This is a genomic window from Streptomyces sp. NPDC021080, assembly GCF_044333225.1.
GTDB lineage: Bacteria > Actinomycetota > Actinomycetes > Streptomycetales > Streptomycetaceae > Streptomyces.
On the sequence record NZ_JBIRQM010000009.1, the window covers coordinates 196,567 to 215,606 of the forward strand.

Annotated in this window: 17 protein-coding genes; 8 read left to right on the forward strand and 9 right to left on the reverse strand. The window is 68.1% G+C overall.

Annotated elements, in window-relative coordinates:
* Positions 1-68: 68 nt before the first annotated feature.
* From ACH4S8_RS23430 to ACH4S8_RS23440, 3 genes are all read right to left on the reverse strand, one after another.
* A complete protein-coding gene (locus tag ACH4S8_RS23430; protein WP_398397027.1) occupies positions 69-1,331 on the reverse strand; it encodes an MFS transporter in 1,263 nt (420 codons plus the stop codon).
* A gap of 77 nt (positions 1,332-1,408) precedes the next feature.
* Positions 1,409-2,491, reverse strand: coding sequence for an inositol-3-phosphate synthase (locus ACH4S8_RS23435; protein ID WP_382783265.1), 1,083 nt, complete (start codon positions 2,489-2,491; stop codon positions 1,409-1,411).
* A gap of 44 nt (positions 2,492-2,535) precedes the next feature.
* Entirely contained in the window at positions 2,536-3,219 is a 684-nt protein-coding gene (locus tag ACH4S8_RS23440) for a PadR family transcriptional regulator (RefSeq protein WP_398397030.1), read from the reverse strand.
* Positions 3,220-3,593: 374 nt separating this feature from the next.
* Between ACH4S8_RS23440 and ACH4S8_RS23445 the strand changes: the two genes are divergently transcribed.
* Both ACH4S8_RS23445 and ACH4S8_RS23450 read left to right on the forward strand, forming a co-directional pair.
* Complete coding sequence (locus ACH4S8_RS23445; RefSeq protein ID WP_398397032.1) at positions 3,594-6,332, forward strand: transglycosylase domain-containing protein; 2,739 nt, start codon at positions 3,594-3,596, stop codon at positions 6,330-6,332.
* Between the two features lie 127 nt (positions 6,333-6,459).
* Positions 6,460-7,974: a glycosyltransferase family 87 protein gene (locus ACH4S8_RS23450; protein WP_398397034.1), complete on the forward strand. Its 1,515-nt coding sequence runs from the start codon at positions 6,460-6,462 to the stop codon at positions 7,972-7,974.
* A gap of 110 nt (positions 7,975-8,084) precedes the next feature.
* Here the strand turns inward: ACH4S8_RS23450 and ACH4S8_RS23455 are convergent, their stop codons facing one another.
* The 3 genes from ACH4S8_RS23455 to ACH4S8_RS23465 form a co-directional block, all read right to left on the reverse strand.
* A complete protein-coding gene (locus ACH4S8_RS23455; protein WP_398397036.1) occupies positions 8,085-9,116 on the reverse strand; it encodes an alanine racemase in 1,032 nt (343 codons plus the stop codon).
* Positions 9,117-9,274: 158 nt separating this feature from the next.
* Entirely contained in the window at positions 9,275-10,396 is a 1,122-nt protein-coding gene (locus tag ACH4S8_RS23460; protein ID WP_398397039.1) for a lipid II:glycine glycyltransferase FemX, read from the reverse strand.
* A 163-nt stretch (positions 10,397-10,559) separates the two neighbouring features.
* Positions 10,560-10,871 (reverse strand): hypothetical protein, encoded by a 312-nt coding sequence (locus tag ACH4S8_RS23465; protein ID WP_398397041.1) that lies wholly within the window; start codon positions 10,869-10,871, stop codon positions 10,560-10,562.
* Positions 10,872-11,159: 288 nt separating this feature from the next.
* On the opposite strand from ACH4S8_RS23465, the gene rpsF reads away from it, so the two are divergent.
* From rpsF to rplI, 4 genes are all read left to right on the forward strand, one after another.
* Positions 11,160-11,450 (forward strand): 30S ribosomal protein S6, encoded by a 291-nt coding sequence (rpsF, locus tag ACH4S8_RS23470; RefSeq protein ID WP_037615007.1) that lies wholly within the window; start codon positions 11,160-11,162, stop codon positions 11,448-11,450.
* 75 nt (positions 11,451-11,525) lie between these two features.
* Positions 11,526-12,125, forward strand: coding sequence for a single-stranded DNA-binding protein (locus tag ACH4S8_RS23475; RefSeq protein WP_398397044.1), 600 nt, complete (start codon positions 11,526-11,528; stop codon positions 12,123-12,125).
* A 57-nt stretch (positions 12,126-12,182) separates the two neighbouring features.
* Positions 12,183-12,419, forward strand: coding sequence for a 30S ribosomal protein S18 (rpsR, locus tag ACH4S8_RS23480; protein WP_003949403.1), 237 nt, complete (start codon positions 12,183-12,185; stop codon positions 12,417-12,419).
* Between the two features lie 18 nt (positions 12,420-12,437).
* Positions 12,438-12,884 carry a 50S ribosomal protein L9 gene (rplI, locus tag ACH4S8_RS23485; RefSeq protein ID WP_151471023.1) on the forward strand — a complete coding sequence of 149 codons (447 nt, stop codon included), beginning with the start codon at positions 12,438-12,440 and terminating at the stop codon, positions 12,882-12,884.
* 199 nt (positions 12,885-13,083) lie between these two features.
* Here rplI and ACH4S8_RS23490 read toward each other — a convergent pair whose 3' ends face one another.
* Positions 13,084-14,421, reverse strand: a complete 1,338-nt coding sequence (locus tag ACH4S8_RS23490; RefSeq protein ID WP_398397047.1) for an MATE family efflux transporter — start codon at positions 14,419-14,421, stop codon at positions 13,084-13,086.
* Positions 14,422-14,879: 458 nt separating this feature from the next.
* Here ACH4S8_RS23490 and dnaB point away from each other — a divergent pair, with 458 nt between their 5' ends.
* Positions 14,880-16,349, forward strand: a complete 1,470-nt coding sequence (gene dnaB / locus ACH4S8_RS23495) for a replicative DNA helicase (RefSeq protein ID WP_398397049.1) — start codon at positions 14,880-14,882, stop codon at positions 16,347-16,349.
* A 95-nt stretch (positions 16,350-16,444) separates the two neighbouring features.
* On the opposite strand, the gene ACH4S8_RS23500 is transcribed toward dnaB, so the two are convergent.
* On the reverse strand, positions 16,445-17,008 hold the full coding sequence (locus ACH4S8_RS23500; protein ID WP_398397051.1) for a dihydrofolate reductase family protein: 564 nt from the start codon (positions 17,006-17,008) through the stop codon (positions 16,445-16,447).
* A gap of 122 nt (positions 17,009-17,130) precedes the next feature.
* Here ACH4S8_RS23500 and ACH4S8_RS23505 point away from each other — a divergent pair, with 122 nt between their 5' ends.
* Positions 17,131-18,516, forward strand: coding sequence for a serine hydrolase domain-containing protein (locus ACH4S8_RS23505; RefSeq protein WP_398397053.1), 1,386 nt, complete (start codon positions 17,131-17,133; stop codon positions 18,514-18,516).
* A 67-nt stretch (positions 18,517-18,583) separates the two neighbouring features.
* Here ACH4S8_RS23505 and ACH4S8_RS23510 read toward each other — a convergent pair whose 3' ends face one another.
* On the reverse strand, positions 18,584-19,036 hold the full coding sequence (locus tag ACH4S8_RS23510) for a GNAT family N-acetyltransferase (RefSeq protein WP_398397055.1): 453 nt from the start codon (positions 19,034-19,036) through the stop codon (positions 18,584-18,586).
* Positions 19,037-19,040 lie beyond the last annotated feature (4 nt).

Consider the following 19,040-nt stretch of genomic DNA (forward strand, 5'->3'; position numbering starts at 1 on the left):
TCGGGCGCCTGTGACAACGCAGTAGCCAGAAGTGGCTCTGTGGCACTGATGTGGCACTGATGTGACACTTACCGAATCTCAAAGCGGGCCATAGCAACCGCAATTGATGCGTAGACCGCGGCCACGGTGAGGACGAGGGAAACGGACCGTCCGTCAGAAGGCAGCATCAGAGCGGCCACTGCGGCCGCTCCGACGAAGGCGACGTTGAACAGGACGTCGTAGACCGAGAAGATCCGGCCGCGGAAGCCGTCCTCCACCGCGGACTGCACGATGGTGTCCGTGGCGATCTTCGCTCCCTGGGTGGTCACGCCCAGGACGAAGGCGGCGCCCAGGGTGGGGCTGGGGGCGAACGGGAGGCAGAGCGCGGGCACCAGGACCGCTGCGGCACCGGCACAGACGGCGATCCAGCGGCCCGGGCCCAGTCGCCCGGCCGTCCAGGGCGTCACCACGGCCGCGACGAAGAAGCCGGCTCCCGAGACACCCACGGCCAGCCCCAGGAGCGCGAGTCCGCCGTCCGAGCCGGAAGGCCACGCGTAGCGGCAGAGCATCAGCACCATGACGGTCAGGGCGCCGTAGCAGAAGCGCATCAGGGTCATCGTCATCAGGGCCCAGGCCGCCTCCCTCCGTGGGAGCTCCGCGAGATGGCGCACACCGGTGGCGAGGCCTCGCGCGGTGCCGGCCAGGGCCGTGCCCACGTACGGGCGGACCAGGTCCCGGTCGGGCCCGAGGACGTCCGGGGCGATACGCAGCGAGGCGAGGGCCGCGCACAGATACAGCGCGGCTCCCACGAGGACCACCGCCGCGTCGGAGTCCGCGACGACCAGCCGAACGGCGAAGGCGAGAGCCGCGCCCACGGTGGCCGCGAGGGTTCCGGCGGTAGGGGAGAGCGAGTTGGCCACGACCAGACGGTCTCTGTCGACGACCCGGGGCAGCGAGGCCGACAGCCCGGCCAGGACGAACCGGTTGACGGCGGTGACACAGAGCGCGGAGGTGTAGAAGAGCCAGTCGGGTGTCCGGCTCAGGATCAGGACGGCCGTCCCGCACGCCAGCGCCGCGCGCAGCAGATTGCCGTACAGAAAGACCTGCCGTCGCCGCCATCGGTCCAGCAGGACGCCCGCGAAGGGACCGACGAGGGAGTACGGGAGGAGCAGCACCGCCATCGCGGAGGCGATGGACGCCGCCGAGGTCTGCTTCTCCGGCGAGAAGACCACGTAGGTGGCCAGCGCGACCTGGTAGACACCGTCGGCGCCCTGGGACAGCAGCCGTACACCGAGCAGGCGTCTGAATGCCTGGAAGCGCAGGAGGACGCGCAGGTCACGCACGACGGCCATGGGTCACAGCCTCACATACGAGGAGGGTCCCCGGGCAGTAGCCCGGGGACCCTCAACAGCGAGCACGAAAGTGTGCTTTAGCGCTCGACCTCGCCCTTGATGAACTTCTCGACGTTGGCGAAGGCCTCGTCGTCGAAGTACTGGACCGGCGGGGACTTCATGAAGTAGCTCGACGCGGAGAGGATCGGGCCGCCGATACCGCGGTCCTTGGCGATCTTCGCGGCGCGCACGGCGTCGATGATGACACCGGCCGAGTTCGGGGAGTCCCAGACCTCGAGCTTGTACTCGAGGTTCAGCGGGACGTCGCCGAAGGCACGGCCCTCGAGGCGGACGTACGCCCACTTGCGGTCGTCGAGCCAGGCCACGTAGTCCGAGGGGCCGATGTGGACGTTCTTCTCGCCCAGCTCACGGTCGGGGATCTGCGAGGTGACGGCCTGCGTCTTCGAGATCTTCTTGGACTCGAGGCGGTCACGCTCGAGCATGTTCTTGAAGTCCATGTTGCCGCCGACGTTGAGCTGCATGGTGCGCTCGAGACGGACACCGCGGTCCTCGAACAGCTTGGCCATCACGCGGTGCGTGATGGTCGCGCCGACCTGCGACTTGATGTCGTCGCCGACGATCGGGACGCCGGCCTCGGTGAACTTGTCCGCCCACTCCTTGGTGCCGGCGATGAAGACCGGGAGGGCGTTGACGAAGGCGACCTTGGCGTCGATGGCGCACTGGGCGTAGAACTTCGCCGCGTCCTCGGAACCGACGGGCAGGTAGCAGACGAGGACGTCGACCTGCTTGTCCTTGAGGATCTGGACGACGTCGACCGGCGCCTCGGCGGACTCCTCGATGGTCATGCGGTAGTACTTACCGAGACCGTCCAGGGTGTGACCGCGCTGGACAGTGACGCCCTTGTTCGGGACGTCACAGATCTTGATGGTGTTGTTCTCGCTGGCACCGATGGCGTCGGAGAGGTCGAGGCCGACCTTCTTCGCGTCGACGTCGAACGCGGCGACGAACTCGACGTCACCGACGTGGTAGTCGCCGAACTGGACGTGCATCAGGCCGGGCACCTTGGTCGCCGGGTCGGCGTCCTTGTAGTACTCGACGCCCTGAACCAGCGAGGCGGCGCAGTTGCCCACGCCGACGATGGCTACGCGAACCGAACCCATTCCGGTTGCTCCCTGTGTCTATCGGTGAAACCCCGAGCGGGGTCTCACGTGGCGGTGTCGTCGGACGGATCCGGCCGGGGGCTGTCCCGGTGCCGGGGCAGGCCGCCCGTCTCTCCAGATGTGTTGTCCTGCTGAGCGGAGCCTTCGAATCCGGGACGTTGGACGTCCCGTCCGGCCCGCTCGCTCTCGATGAGCTCGTTCAGCCAGCGCACTTCGCGCTCCACGGACTCCATTCCGTGGCGCTGGAGCTCAAGCGTGTAGTCGTCGAGGCGCTCCCGGGTGCGCGCCAGCGAGGCGCGCATCTTCTCGAGGCGCTCCTCCAGACGGCTGCGGCGACCTTCCAGTACGCGCATGCGTACATCGCGTGACGTCTGCCCGAAGAACGCGAAGCGAGCCGCGAAGTGCTCGTCCTCGTACGCGTCGGGACCCGTCTGCGCGAGAAGCTCCTCGAAGTGATCCTTACCTTCCGCCGTCAATCGGTAGACGATCTTGGCTCGACGTCCCGCCAGCGTTGCCGTCAGGGCGTCTTCGGGTGTGGATCCTGTTTCCTCGATCAACCAGCCGTTGGTGACCAGCGTCTTGAGGCAGGGGTAGAGCGTTCCGTAACTGAAGGCACGGAACACACCCAGTGACGTATTGAGTCGTTTGCGCAGCTCATAACCGTGCATCGGGGACTCGCGGAGCAGGCCGAGTACGGCGAATTCGAGGATTCCGGCACGCCGGCTCATCGTCGCCCCCTCCCTGTCGCTGCCCCGTCCGCGCGGTCTTTATGCCGTGCTGATGTATCGACTCGATACATCAGCACGATAGAACGACCCTGCGGATGCGACAAGTGGGAGCAGAGTGAACGGCGTCACATCACCGATTCATACGAAGCAAGTTGCCTGATTTGCGGTGAACTTCGGCGCTAGGTGTGTTTTGGCGGTGCGTACTCTGTGCGGGATGGACACCACCGGGAACCGAGTGACGTCTGAGTACGTCAACGTCTTTGGTGCAGTACGGGTGAATGCGCAATCGACCGCATCCGTACTTCGGGGGGACCGGAAACCAGCCGCCGTTTCCAGGCGCGCACAGGTGCGCCTGCCCGAGGAGTAATCGTTCGATGAGCGAGCACCGTCGCAAACCGCCGCAGCCGCAGGGCGGCGGACGTGCCGCGGCCCGGCGCGGCCAGCCGCAGGCAGGCCCGTCCGCAGGCCGCCGCGATGCACCGCGAGACGTCACCGGGTCCCCTTCCGATCCGTATGGCCCGGGAAGTGAAGAGACCCCCTACGGCAGCCGTGCCGAGGCGCGGCGTGCCACGCAGCGCGCAAGCGGCGCAGGCCGGCGCAGAGCCGCCGACGGCGCGGGTCACGGCGGCCCCGGAGGTCCTGGAGGAGGGGGCGGCCGACGTGGTGGTCCCCAGGGCCCGGGCGGTCCCGGACGCGGCCGCGGCCGTGCTCCCGAGCCCGCCAAGAAACGGATCATCGACTACCCGCGTGCCGGCCGGTACGGCGCCGGGCGCTGGGTGCCGTCCTGGAAGCTCGTGACCGGCCTGTTCATCGGCTTCACGGGCAGCCTGGTCGTGGCCGCCGGTGTCGGATACGCCCTGGTGGGCATTCCGGACATCGGCAAGACCGCCAAGGCGCAGAACAACGTCTACTACTGGGCCGACGGCAGCGAGATGGTCGCCACGGGTGGCGAGGCCAACCGTCAGATCATCGACTACGCGGACATCCCCAAGGAGATGCGCTGGGCGGTCATGTCGGCCGAGAACAAGACGTTCGAGACCGACAGCGGCGTCGACCCGATGGGCATCGCCCGTGCCTTCGTGAACATGGCCAAGGGCGGCCAGACGCAGGGTGGCTCCACCATCACCCAGCAGTACGTGAAGAACGCGATGCTCGAGGACCAGTCGCAGACGGTCTCCCGCAAGCTCAGGGAGCTGTTCGTCTCGATCAAGGTCGGGGCCAAGGTGCCCAAGGAAGACATCATGGCCGGCTACCTGAACTCCGCGTACTACGGGCGTAACGCCTACGGTATCCAGGCCGCCGCGCACGCCTACTTCAACAAGGACGCCACGCGTCTGACCGCGAGCCAGTGCGCCTTCCTGGCGGCGGTGCTCAAGGGCGCCACGTACTACGACCCGGCGGGCGCCCAGTCGATCGGCGGAGAGGCCGCGTCGCCGCAGGCCAACCGCAAGCGCGCCGAGGAGCGCTGGCGGTGGATCCTCGACGAGGAGGTCAAGGACGGCCGTCTGGACGCGGCCACCCGGAACAAGATCACCACGTTCCCCACGATCCAGTCCCCGCGGTCGAACGCCGCGCTGGGCGGGCAGGTCGGTTACCTGGTCGACCTGGTCAACTCGTACCTGGTCAACAACAGCAAAGACACCGGGATCACCGAGACCAAGCTCCGTCAGGGCGGCTACCAGATCCACACGACCTTCAACAGGGCGAAGGTCGACGCGCTCAAGCACGCGGTGGAGAAGGTGCAGAAGGCCAACATCAAGCCCAAGCTGCGGCCCAAGAACGACAAGTACGTCCAGTTCGGTGGCGCGTCCGTCGACCCGGCCACCGGCGCGATCGTGGCCATCTACGGCGGTTCGGACGCGACCAAGCACTTCACCGACAACGCCGACCAGACCGGTGCCCAGGTGGGTTCGACGTTCAAGCCCTTCGTGCTGGCGGCCGCCATGACCTGGGGTGCCAAGGACCCCAAGGGGCCCCAGGAGCAGGCGCAGGACGAACGCACCATCGTGTCGCCGAAGAGCCTGTACAGCGCCAAGAACGGGCTCAAGATCAAGGACTACAACGGGCAGGACTGGACGGACGACAAGGGCAAGGAGTGGCTGCAGCAGAACGACGGTCACCAGTCGCTCAACCCGCCCTCCTACAAGGTCGACCTGCGTGAGGGCATGCGCGAGTCCGTCAACTCCGTCTACGTCCAGCTGGGCATGGACGTGGGCCTGGACAAGGTGAAGGACGCCGTCCTGCGCGCGGGCATCAAGGAGTCGAGCCTCGCCAGCGCCAGGTTCCCCTCGTTCTCCCTGGGCACCTCCTCCCCGAGCGCGATCCGTATGGCCGGGGCGTACGCCACCTTCGCGGACAGCGGCAAGCAGCGGGACCCGTACTCGGTCGAGAAGGTGACCAACAAGGACGGCACCGTCTTCCAGCACGACAAGATCGCGAAGGCCGTGGAGGCCTTCACCCCGGCCGTCGCCGACAACGTCACCGACGTCCTGAAGACCGTGGTCGAGAAGGGCACCGGTACCAACGCCCAGCTCAGGGGCCGTGAGGTGGCCGGCAAGACCGGTACGACCGACGGCAACAAGTCCGCCTGGTTCGTCGGCTACACCCCGCAGCTGTCCACGGCGATCGGCATGTACCGCCTGGACGACGACGAGACCAACAAGAACCGCGAGTTCCTGCAGATGTACGGCACGGGTGGCGAGAAGACCATCCACGGTGCCTCGTTCCCGTCCCAGATCTGGCGGGACTACATGGAAGTGGCGCTCGAGGGGCAGCCGGCGAAGCCCTTCCCGACGCCCGAGGAGATCGGTACGGTCCTCAACGACGTCCCGAGCCCGACGCCGACGCCCTCGGCCTCCGAGAGCGTGACCGAGAGCCCGAGCCCGACCCCGAGCGCGACCCTGACGTCTCCCACGCCCACGCCGACCGAGACGTGCAAGAAGTTCGACTTCCGCTGCAACAACAACAACGGCGGGACCGACGCCGGTGGCACGGACGGCGGTGTGACCAGCTCGCCGACGGCGACGGACACCTCGCCGACGGCGACAACCAGCACCGGTAGCAACAGAGGCAACGGCAACGGCAACGGAGGCCTCTTCGGAGGCTCCGGCTGACGGTCGCCGACCACCCTTCGCGCGTGCGCACCTCCGGGGCGCACGCGCGAAGCCGTTTTCAGGGGTCGTCTCCGTGAGGCCGTTTCATGGGTCGTCCCTGCTTCCGTTCTCAGACACGTACGGCAGGATGTGGGCCATGCCCAGTGCAGAGACGACGCGAGCGAGCGAGCACGAGCCGGAGCTGGTGCGGCCGACCCAGGACGACGAGATCGCCGCCGGCGGCAGTGAGCTGATCGGTGGCCCCATCGGGCGGCGGGCCCTGCTCGGAACGTCCTGGTGGACGCCCGTGCGGGTCGTCGCGCTGGTGATGATCGGCATGTTCGCCCTCGGTATGGTCCAGAAGATCCCCTGCTACGACGGCGGCTGGTTCTTCGGAGCCAGCTCGCAGTACACGCACGCGTGCTACTCGGACATTCCGCACCTCTATCAGGGCCGCGGTTTCGCCGACGGTCTCGTGCCGTACTTCGACAAGATCCCCGGCGACATGGACTACCTCGAATACCCGGTGCTCACCGGTGTGTTCATGGAGGTCGCGGCCTGGCTCACCCCGGGCGGCGGGAGCATCCAGCACCAGGAGCAGGTCTACTGGATGGTCAACGCGGGGATGCTGATGGCGTGCGCGGCCGTCATCGTCGTATGCACCGCGCGCACCCACCGCCGCCGCCCCTGGGACGGCCTCCTGGTCGCCCTGGCGCCCGCCTTCGCCCTCACGGCCACGATCAACTGGGATCTCCTCGCCGTGGCCCTGCTGGCCGCCGCGATGCTCATGTGGTCCCGCGGGCGCGTCCTGGCCTTCGGCGTCCTGATCGGGCTCGCCACGGCCGCCAAGTTCTACCCGTTCCTGGTCCTCGGGCCGCTCTTCCTGCTGTGCTGGCGCACCGGCAGGTGGCGTGAGTTCGGCACGGCGCTGCTCGGCGCCGTCGGTGCCTGGCTGGCCGTGAACCTTCCCGTCATGTACCTCGCGCCCGAGGGCTGGGCGAAGTTCTACAGCTTCAGCCACGACCGCGGTGTCGACTTCGGTTCGGTCTTCCTGTTCGTCTCGCAGTGGATGAAGATCGCGATCACGCCCGACACGGCCAACGCCTGGGCGCTGTTCCTGATGGTGGTCATCTGCGCGGGCCTGGGGGCCGTCACGCTCATGGCCCCCCGCCGCCCCCGCTTCGCCCAGCTCGCCTTCCTGATCGTCGCGGCCTTCATCCTCACGAACAAGGTCTACTCGCCGCAGTACGTGCTCTGGCTGGTCCCGCTCGCGGTGCTGGCCCGGCCGCGCTGGCGGGACTTCCTCGTCTGGCAGGCGTGCGAGGTCGCCTACTTCCTCGGCATCTGGATGTACCTCGCGTACACGACCAGCGGCGAAGCCCACAAGGGTCTGCCGACCGACGGCTACCAGGTCGCCATCGCCGTCCACCTGCTGGGGACGCTGTACCTGTGCGCGATGGTGGTGCGGGACATCTTCCTGCCGGAACACGACGTCGTGCGCCGGTCGGGCGACGACGACCCGTCGGGCGGGATCCTCGACGGCGCGGAGGACGTCTTCGTCCTCGGTCCGGCCGCCCATCCGCCGCGGCACGCGGCGCACTTCGACGGGATCTCCCCGGTCGAGTGGTACGAGGACGCGGCACCGGGAGACCGTTCGCTCTGAGCGAACAGGGCTCGTGAGGGCCGGAACAAGAGCCGGAAGAGTCACGCGAAAGGCCGTACACGGTGTCCGTGTACGGCCTTTCGTCCGTCCGGAGCGCTCCGGACCCGGGGTCAGCGCTCGACGACGCGGTCGAACTGCGTGGTGGTGTGCCGCAGATGGGCCACCAGTTCGTCGCCGACCTTCGGCTCCGTGGCGTCGTGGGGCACGAAGAGGATGGAGACCTGCATGTGCGGGGGCTCGGCGAACCAGCGCTGCTTGCCCGCCCAGACGAACGGAGAAAGGTTCCGGTTGACCGTCGCCAGGCCGGCGCGTGCGACGCCCTTGGCACGCGGCATGACGCCGTGCAGAGCCTTGGGGGCCTCCAGGCCCACCCCGTGCGAGGTGCCGCCCGCGACGACCACGAGCCAGCCGTCCGAGGCCGCCTTCTGCTGCCGGTAGCCGAAGCGGTCGCCCTTGGAGACGCGCGTGACGTCCAGGACGGCCCCGCGGTACTCCGTGGCGTCGTGATCCCCCAGCCACAGCCGCGTGCCGATGCGGGCGCGGAAGTGGGTCTGCGGGAACTGCTGCTGAAGCCGCCTGAGTTCCTCGGCCTTGAGGTGGCTGACGAACATCGTGTGCAGGGGCAGCCGGGCCGCGCGCAGGCGGTCCATCCAGCCGATGACCTCCTCGACGGCGTCCGAGCCGTCGGTGCGGTCCAGCGGCAGGTGGATCGCGAAACCCTCCAGCCGGATGTTCTCGATGGCGGAGTGCAGGTGCGGCAGTTCCTCCTCGCTGACACCGTGCCGCTTCATCGAGGACATCACCTCGATGACGACACGGGCGCCCACGAGGCCGTACACGCCGTCGACGGACGACACGGAGCGGATGACGCGGTCGGGCAGCGGAACGGGCTCCTCGCCGCGCCTGAACGGCGTCAGGACCAGCAGATCGCCGCCGAACCAGTCCTTGATCCGGGCGGCCTCGTACGTGGTGCCGACCGCGAGGATGTCCGAGCCCATGCGGGTGGCCTCGTCCGCGAGCCGTTCGTGGCCGAAGCCGTAGCCGTTGCCCTTGCAGACGGGGACGAGCCCCGGAAACTGCTCGGACACCTGCTTGTGGTGTGCCCGCCAGCGCGCGGTGTCGACGTAGAGCGTGAGCGCCATGGCCGGTCCCGGAACCTTTCTCGTGGCTGCGGTGTATCAGAGGTATGAAAAGGAATTGTCGCCGATCGACCGGGCCGATGGGGCTGTCCCGGGCCGGTTCGGTGGCCCGGGATGTGATTCGGGGCGGTTCGGCGGCCCGGGACGCGGTTCCGGACGGCTCAGCGGCGGGACATGTACATGTCGAGAGCCTTGTGGAGCAGCTTGTTGAGCGGGAAGTCCCACTCGCCGAGGTACTCGGCCGCCTCTCCGCCCGTGCCCACCTTGAACTGGATCAGACCGAAGAGGTGATCGGTCTCGTCCAGCGAGTCGGAGATGCCGCGCAGGTCGTAGACCGTGGCTCCCAGGGCGTACGCGTCGCGCAGCATGCGCCACTGCATCGCGTTCGAGGGCCGGACCTCGCGCCCGATGTTGTCCGAGGCGCCGTAGGAGTACCAGACGTGCCCGCCGACGACGAGCATCGTCGCTGCCGAAAGGTTCACTCCGTTGTGCCGCGCGAAGTAGAGCCGCATGCGGTTGGGGTCCTCGGTGTTGAGGGCCGTCCACATGCGCTGGAAGTACGAGAGCGGGCGCGGCCGGAAGTGGTCGCGGATCGCGGTGATCTCGTAGAGCCGCTGCCACTCCTCCAGGTCCTGGTAACCGCCCTGGACGACCTCGACACCGGCCTTCTCGGCCTTCTTGATGTTGCGGCGCCACAGCTGGTTGAAGTTCCTGTGGACCTCTTCGAGGGAACGGTTGGCCAGCGGCACCTGGAAGACGTAGCGGGGCTGGACGTCGCCGAAGCCGGCACCGCCGTCCTCGCCCTGCTGCCAGCCCATGCGGCGCAGCTTGTCGGCGACCTCGAAGGCGCGCGGCTCGATGAAGTCGGCCTCGATGTCGCGCAGGCGCTTCACGTCCGGGTTCTGGATGCCGCCCTTGATGGACGTGGCCTCCCAGCGCCGGATGATCACCGGCGGGCCCATCTTCACGGAGAAGGCGCCCTGGTGCTTGAGGTGCGCGAGCATCGGCTGCAGCCAGTCGTCGAGGTTCGGCGCGAACCAGTTGATGACCGGGCCCTCGGGCAGATAGGCGAGGTAGCGCTTGATCTTGGGCAGCTGGCGGTAGAGCACCAGGCCCGCGCCGACGATCTGGCCGGTCTTCTCGTCGAACCATCCGAGGCTCTCGGAGCGCCACTCCGCCTTCACGTCCGCCCATGCGGGGACCTGCATGTGGCTGGCCGCGGGCAGGCTCTGGATGTATGCCAGATGCTGCTCTCGGCTGATGGTCCTCAGGGTCAGGCTCATTCGGGGCGCTCCTCGGGCTGGTGTGTCCCCATGGGTACAAGGGCTCCGGCTCTCGCGCCGAAGCCTACTGCGCCCCGCGGGCGCCCCGAATGGCCGTACGGGACCTGGGCCCCGGGAGCGCGGTGCGAAGCGTCCCGAGGTCAGGGGAAAACGGACGTTCGGCTCAGATCACACCGCCGAAGAGGCCGCCGTGGGCCAGTCCGAGGTAGAAGCCGACGCCCGAGAGGCCGAGCCCCACGATCAGGCCGAAGCGCTCCCGGGTCGTCTCGGAGATGAACTGGCCGTAGGCACCGGCGAGAATCCCGACCAGACCGGACCACGAGCTGAGCAGATGGAGGCTGTGGAACATCGACGTGACGAAGGCCAGGACTCCGAACACCAGGGTCACCGCGAGCAGGGTGTCCTGGAGCGGATGAGGCTTGCCGTCCGTGGCGAAGAGTGAGCCGGTGGTACTGGGACGCATTGTCTGTGCCATAGGGCACCTCCTGCGGAAGGCGGCGCATCGTAGCGCCATACACACCCGATGTGTACAGATTGACGGCCAACCCGGTCGGATTTCAACCGGAAGCAGGTGTGCAGGTAGTCTGTACCGTCTGCACCGGTGTCTGCCCAGGCTCAACGCCAGGTCACGACAGGGATCGCCGTTCGGTTCACCGAATCGGCGGCCCGATTGTCAGTGGCGGCCGATACCGTTGCGTACGCATCACAACCCTCCTGCCACGGAACGACCGTGGCCGCTGAGTCCAAAGGAGGTGGGTTCCACATGCGTCACTACGAAGTGATGGTCATCCTCGACCCCGATCTGGAGGAGCGCGCTGTCGCCCCCCTGATCGAGAACTTCCTCTCCGTCGTCCGTGAGGGCGCCGGAAAGGTGGAGAAGGTCGACACCTGGGGCCGTCGTCGTCTCTCGTACGAGATCAAGAAGAAGCCCGAGGGCATCTACTCGGTCATCGACCTGCAGGCCGAGCCTGCGGTCGTCAAGGAGCTCGACCGCCAGATGAACCTGAACGAGTCGGTCCTCCGGACCAAGGTCCTCCGTCCCGAGACTCACTGAGCTCTCCAGCTCAGCTGATCCCGGGCATCGAGTAGCAGCCAGCAGCCAGCAGCAAACCCGCCGAGAGGTTCCCCCATGGCAGGCGAGACCGTCATCACGGTCGTCGGCAATCTTGTCGAAGACCCCGAGCTGCGCTTCACCGCTTCCGGTGCGGCGGTCGCGAAGTTCCGCGTCGCGTCCACTCCCCGCACCTTCGACCGTCAGACCAATGAGTGGAAGGACGGCGAGAGCCTGTTCCTGACCTGCTCGGTCTGGCGTCAGGCGGCGGAGAACGCCGCCGAGTCGCTCCAGAAGGGCATGCGCGTCATCGTGCAGGGCCGCCTGAAGCAGCGGTCCTACGACGACAACCAGGGCGTCAAGCGCACGGTCTACGAACTGGACGTAGAGGAAGTCGGCGTCAGCCTGAGGAACGCCACGGCCAAGGTCACCAAGACCACGGGCCGGGGCGGTCAGGGAGGCCAGGGCGGTTACGGCGGCGGCCAGCAGGGCGGCGGCTGGGGCGGTGGCCCCGGCGGCGCTCCGCAGGGCGGCGGCGCTCCGGCCGGCGACCCCTGGGCGACCGGCGCTCCCGCCGGTGGCAACCAGGGCGGCGGCGGTGGCGGTGGCGGTGGCGGCTGGGGCGGAAGCTCCGGCGGCTCCTCCGGCGGCGGCTACTCGGACGAGCCCCCCTTCTAGGCCTCAGGGCCGAGGGTGGGCCGTACTCCCACTTCTTGATCACACAGGAGATACACCATGGCGAAGCCGCCTGTGCGCAAGCCGAAGAAGAAGGTCTGCGCGTTCTGCAAGGACAAGGTCACGTACGTGGACTACAAGGACACGAACATGCTGCGGAAGTTCATTTCCGACCGCGGCAAGATCCGTGCCCGCCGCGTGACCGGCAACTGCACGCAGCACCAGCGTGACGTCGCCACGGCTGTGAAGAACAGCCGTGAGATGGCGCTGCTGCCCTACACGTCCACCGCGCGATAAAGGAAGGGTGACCGACACATGAAGATCATCCTTACCCACGAGGTCTCCGGCCTCGGTGCCGCCGGCGACGTCGTCGACGTCAAGGACGGCTACGCTCGCAACTACCTGATCCCGCGGAACTTCGCGATCCGCTGGACCAAGGGTGGCGAGAAGGACGTCGAGCAGATCCGTCGTGCTCGCAAGATCCACGAGATCGCGACCATCGAGCAGGCCAACGAGATCAAGGCCCGCCTCGAGGGTGTCAAGGTCCGTCTGGCCGTTCGCTCCGGCGACGCCGGTCGTCTCTTCGGTTCCGTCACCCCGGCCGACGTCGCTTCGGCGATCAAGGCTTCCGGTGGCCCCGAGGTCGACAAGCGCCGCATCGAGCTGGGCTCGCCCATCAAGACCCTGGGCTCCCACGAGACGTCCGTGCGTCTGCACCCCGAGGTTGCCGCCAAGGTCAGCATCGAGGTCGTCGCTGCCTGAGTGCAGCACTCGGCATAGCTGAGAGGAAGGGCCGCACCCCTCGGGGTGCGGCCCTTCCGCTTTATCCGGCTCGTTCCCTGGGCACGAACGCGGTGGCTTTCCGCGGATGCCTGGACGGTCGTTTCACGTGAAACCGGCGTCCGTGTTTTCCGTGAAACGACCGGCGTACGTCAGCGGGTGGGGCCCTGTGACGCTTACGTCAGCGGGTCGCGCCCGTGACGATCCAGCGGCCCGAGCGGGAGCGCAGCCACAGGGTCAGCATCCGGACCGCCATCATCAGCGTCATCGCCCCCCAGAGCGCGGTCAGTCCTCCGCCGAGAACGGGAACGAACAGGGCGGCGGGAGTGAAGACCGCCAGGGTGAGCAGCATGGCCCGGGCCAGGTACGGTCCGTCGCCCGCGCCCATCAGCACGCCGTCCAGCACGAAGACGATTCCGCAGATCGGCTGGGAGACGGCCACCATCACCAGAGCGGGCAGCGCCGCGTCCCGGACACCCGGGTCACCGCTGAACAGCGGAAGGAACAGGGGGCGAGCCGCGACGACGAGCAGACCGAGGGCGAACCCGGTGACGAGCCCCCACTGCACCATGCGGCGGCAGGCCTCCCGGGCACCACGGGCGTCGTCGGCACCGAGGTAGCGCCCGATGATGGCCTGTCCCGCGATGGCGATGGCGTCGAGTGCGAAGGCGAGCAGGCTCCACAGCGACAGGACGATCTGGTGTGCCGCCATCTCGGCGTTCCCGAGCCGGGCGGCGACAGCCGTGGCGATCAGGAGGATCGCCCGGAGCGACAGTGTCCGGACGAGCAGGGGGGTGCCGGCCCGGGCGCAGGCTCGTACGCCGGCCGGGTCCGGCCGCAGCGAGGCACCGTGCTTCCGTGCTCCGCGGAGGACGACGTGGAGATAGACGGCCGCCATGCCGCACTGGGCGATGACCGTGCCCCAGGCGGAGCCGGCGATACCGAGGCCGGCGCCGTAGACGAGGACGGTGTTGAGGACAGCGTTGGCAACGAACCCGCCGACGGCGACATAGAGAGGGGTCTTCGTGTTCTGGAGCCCGCGCAGTATTCCGGTGGCGGCCAGCACGACGAGCATGGCGGGGATGCCGAGCGCCGAGATCCGCAGATAGGTCGTCGCGTACGAGGCGGCGGAGGCGGAGGCTCCGAACAACTCCATGAGGGAGGGTGCGGTGGGCAGGACGACGGCGATCACGGTCACGCCGATGAGCAGGGCGAGCCAGATGCCGTCCATGCCCTGGCGGATCGCGGCCCGAAGATCGCCGGCTCCGACCCTGCGGGCGACCGCGGCCGTCGTGGCGTAGGCGAGGAAGACGAAGACTCCGACAGCGGTCATGAGGAGGGCCGAGGCGACACCGAGTCCGGCCAGCTGGGCGGTGCCGAGATGGCCGACGATGGCACTGTCGGCCAGCACGAAGAGGGGCTCGGCCACGAGGGCACCGAACGCGGGAACGGCCAGCGCGACGATCTCTCGGTCGTGTCGGCGCAGGGCCGTCCTGGGTGCCGCGGAAGCCTGTGTCATGAGCATCAATCTAATCTTCCACAGGTAAGAGATGCAAACCGATAAAGACCCTTACTTCGCGGGGTGCGGGGTGTGGGATGGCGCACTGTTCGAGGCGATCTTGATCCGGCTGGGGAAGTTTTTCTTCTGCACAGCCGGTGGACGGGAAAATGCCAGGTCAGAGCCTGTTCTTCGGAACGGCTGAGGGCTTGTTCACAGGGCTGTCCACCGGGTCGTGCACAGGTTTCGCGGAGTTCTCCACAGCATCGGGGCCGTCGTCCACATGGCCTGTGGATAACCAGATTGGCTGACGGTGCCCGCGGGCCTAACGTGGTGCGGCACCCGTTCTTTCCTCCGTCCTCGCAAAGCGCGCAAAACCGACGTGCGAGATCTGGAGTCGGGCCGCTCAGTTGTCAGTGCGGTGCCGTAGAAATTGAGGCACTGCTAGGTCCGCTCTGCGGACGGGAGGAGGTGGCTCGGTGACTGTTTCCGAGCCCTTGGACGACCCCTGGGCGGACAGTGGTCCCAGTGATCGTCTGCCCTCGTCCCGTCGGCGCGGGAACGGCGGTCGCGGCCGGGACGAGCAGCACGACCGGGACAACGGATCGTGGGAGAGCGGCGGTTCGTCGTTCGAACGGGTACCGCCGCAGGACCTCGACGCGGAGCAGTCCGTCCTCGGCGGCATGCTCCTGTCGAAGGACGCCATCGCCGATGTCGTCGAGGTGCTCAAGGGCCACGACTTCTACCGGCCGGCGCACGAGACGATCTACGGTGCGATCCTCGACCTGTACGCGAAGGGCGAGCCGGCCGACCCCATCACGGTCGCCGCCGAGCTCACCAAGCGCGGCGAGATCACCAAGGTCGGCGGCGCCCCGTATCTGCACACGCTCGTCCAGACGGTTCCGACCGCCGCGAACGCCGAGTACTACGCGGAGATCGTGCACGAGCGCGCGGTCCTGCGCCGCCTCGTCGAGGCCGGCACCCGCATCACGCAGATGGGGTACGCGGCCGACGGCGACGTCGACGAGATCGTCAACAGCGCCCAGGCCGAGATCTACGCGGTCACCGAGCAGCGCACCACCGAGGACTACCTGCCGCTCGGCGACATCATGGAGGGCGCGCTCGACGAGATCGAGGCGATCGGATCGCGTTCGGGGGAGATGACCGGCGTACCGACCGGCTTCACCGACCTCGACTCGCTCACCAATGGTCTGCACCCGGGCCAGATGATCATCATCGCGGCCCGTCCCGCCATGGGTAAGTCGACGCTGGCCCTGGACTTCGCCCGGGCGTGCTCGATCAAGCACAACATGCCCAGCGTGATCTTCTCGCTCGAAATGGGCCGCAACGAGATCGCGATGCGCCTGCTGTCCGCCGAGGCGCGCGTGGCCCTGCACCACATGCGGTCCGGCACCATGACGGACGAGGACTGGACCCGTCTCGCCCGCCGTATGCCGGACGTCTCGGCTGCCCCCCTCTACATCGACGACTCCCCGAACCTGTCGATGATGGAGATCCGCGCCAAGTGCCGCCGCCTCAAGCAGCGCGCCGACCTCAAGCTCGTGGTCATCGACTACCTCCAGCTGATGCAGTCCGGCGGCAAGCGTTCCGAGAGTCGTCAGCAGGAGGTCTCCGACATGTCGCGAAACCTGAAGCTGCTGGCCAAGGAGCTGGAACTGCCGGTGATCGCGCTGTCGCAGCTCAACCGTGGCCCCGAGCAGCGTACGGACAAGAAGCCCATGGTGTCCGACCTGCGTGAGTCCGGCTCGATCGAGCAGGACGCCGACATGGTCATCCTGCTCCACCGCGAGGACGCGTACGAGAAGGAGTCCCCCCGTGCCGGTGAGGCCGACATCATCGTCGGCAAGCACCGTAACGGCCCGACGGCGACGATCACGGTCGCCTTCCAGGGTCACTACTCGCGTTTCGTGGACATGGCACAGACCTGATCCGGCGCCCCGCCGGGGCGGCTCGGGCGGTGGTCCGGGTCACCCCCGGGGGTGTCACCCGCGGAGCATATGGCCCGTGACTCCCGGACGGGCGCTCAGCGCCTCGTCTCGTACCTGGTCAGGATCACGCCGCCGGGAAACGTCCGCGTCTCCACCAGGTTCAGGTTCACCCAGTTGTCCAGCGCGGTGAAGAACGGCGTGCCGCCGCCCGCCAGGACCGGCGCGGTGGCCAGCACGTACTCGTCGATCAGCCCGGCCCGCATGGCCGCCCCGGCGAGCGTCGCGCCGCCGATGTCCATCGGGCCGCCGTCCTCGGCCTTGAGCCGGGTGATCTCGGCGACCGCGTCGCCGGTGACCAGGCGGGTGTTCCAGTCGACCTTGTCGATCGTCGAGGAGAGCACCACCTTCGACATGTCCCGCCAGCGGCGCGCGAACTCGATCTCCGCCGGGGTGGCGCCCGGCTGCTGGTCGCCGGTCGGCCAGTGGGAGCTCATCGTCTGCCACAGCTTGCGCCCGTACAGCGACAGGTCGGTCGCCTGCAACTGGTCGGACCAGAACTGGAACAGCTCGTCGCTCGGCACGCTCCAGCCGATGTCGTCGCCGGGCGCGGCGATGTAGCCGTCCAGGGTCAGGTTCATGCCGTAGATCAGTTTTCGCATGGCGCCAGCCTTCCGTGAGTCGGTCTCACACGTACAGACCGGCGCGGCGCGGGAAACTCAGCGCAGGGCGGCTCGGGCTGAATCCGCTCGACGTCCGGCGCCGGGGCGGGTGGACTGGTGTCATGACGACATCCCACGACGATCTGCTTCCCGGCACGCGCCGGGCCCTGCTGCACCGCATTGCCGTCGCGCAGAGCGAGGGACGGGCCCCGTCACTCGTCGCGACGGTGGTCCGGGGCGGAGAGGCGGTCTGGACCGGGGCGCGGACCTCGGTGGCCGGTCACGGCCCGGACGAGAACGTGCAGTACCGGATCGGCTCCATCACCAAGACCTTCACCGCCGTTCTGGTGCTGCGGCTGCGCGACGAGGGCGTCCTGGACCTCGGTGATCCGCTGGAGAAGCATGTGCCGGGCACCGGCGCGGGGGAGGTCACCATCTCCCAACTGCTCGCCCACACCGGAGGACTGGCCGCCGAGTCACCCGCGCCATGGTGGGAACGCACATCCGGCTCGCTGCGTCCCGAACTGGCCGACGTCCTGGGCGAGCAGCCCTTCCGGCATCCTGTCGGACGCCGGCATCACTACTCGAACCCTGGCTACACGCTGCTCGGGGCGTTGGTCGAGGAGGTGCGCGGCGCGTCCTGGGAGGAAGTGCTGCGCCGGGAGATTCTCGAACCGCTCGGACTCCGCCGTACGAGTGTTCGTCCGCAGGCACCGCACGCGGGGGGATGGGCGGTCCACCCCTGGGCGGACGCGATGATGCCGGAACCCGCGGAGGACCTGGGGCGAATGGCTCCGGCCGGGCAATTGTGGTCCACCACAGGGGACTTGGCCCGCTTTGCCGTCTTTCTCGCCCAGGGCGACGAGCGGGTGCTGAGCGCGGAGTCCGTCAGGGAGATGCGTGCGCCCGCAGCTCCCCCCGATACCACGGAGTTGGCGGCGGGGTCCTCGTACGGGCTTGGCCTGCAGATCGTGCATCGTGACGGCCGGAGCCTCGTGGGGCACTCCGGTTCCCTGCCGGGCTTCCTCGCCGGACTGGTGATCGGCGTGGAGGAGGATGTGGCGGCGGTGGTGCTGTCCAACTGCACGTCGGGGCCGCCCGTGTTCACCGTGGCCGCCGATCTGGTGCGCATCGTCGCCGAGGCGGAGCCGCGGATCCCCGACCCCTGGCATCCGATGGCCGAAGTGGACCAGAGCGCCCTGGAGTTGGCGGGTCAGTGGTACTGGGGGACGCAGGCGTTCGGGTTGCGGCTGCCGGCCGACGGAGGGCTGGTGCTGGGTCCGCTCTCCGGCGTCGGCCGGGGGGCTCGCTTCCGGGCGAACGGCGACGGGACGTGGACGGGGCTCGACGGCTACTACGCGGGCGAGCTTCTGCGGCCCCTGCGACGGCCTGACGGCTCCGTGAGCCATCTGGACCTCGGGTCGTTCGTGTTCACGCGGCAGCCGTACGACGAGGAGGCTCCGGTGCCCGGTGGAGTGGACCCGGAAGGCTGGCGAGGGATTCAGTAGGCACCACCCGCTACGAGGGGCCTGTTTCACGTGAAACAGGCCCCTCGTGCTGTGCGGAGCGAGCGTCTCAGAGCGGGAGCTTGAAGCCGACGTGTGAGGCCTCGAAGCCGAGCCGTTCATAGAAGCGATGGGCGTCGGTGCGGGAGACATCGGAGGTCAGCTGGACCAATCGGCAGTCCTGGCGGCGGGATTCCGCGACCGCCCACTCGATCAGTTCCGTCCCGAGGCCGCTGCCGCGCTCGTCGGCGTGGATGCGTACACCTTCGATGAGGGAACGCGTCGCTCCTTTACGGGACAGCCCCGGAATCACGGTGAGCTGCAAGGTGCCGACGACGCGGCTGTCGCGGACGGCGACGACCAGGTGCTGGTTCGGGTCGCGGCTCAGACGCTCCAGGGCCTCCAGGTACGGGGTCAGATCGTCCGGTGATTCGCGCTGGGCACCCAGCGGATCGTCGGCCAGCATCGCGACGACGGCAGGCATGTCGTCGGCGACCGCGGCTCGTATCTCAAGATCTGCCATGAGC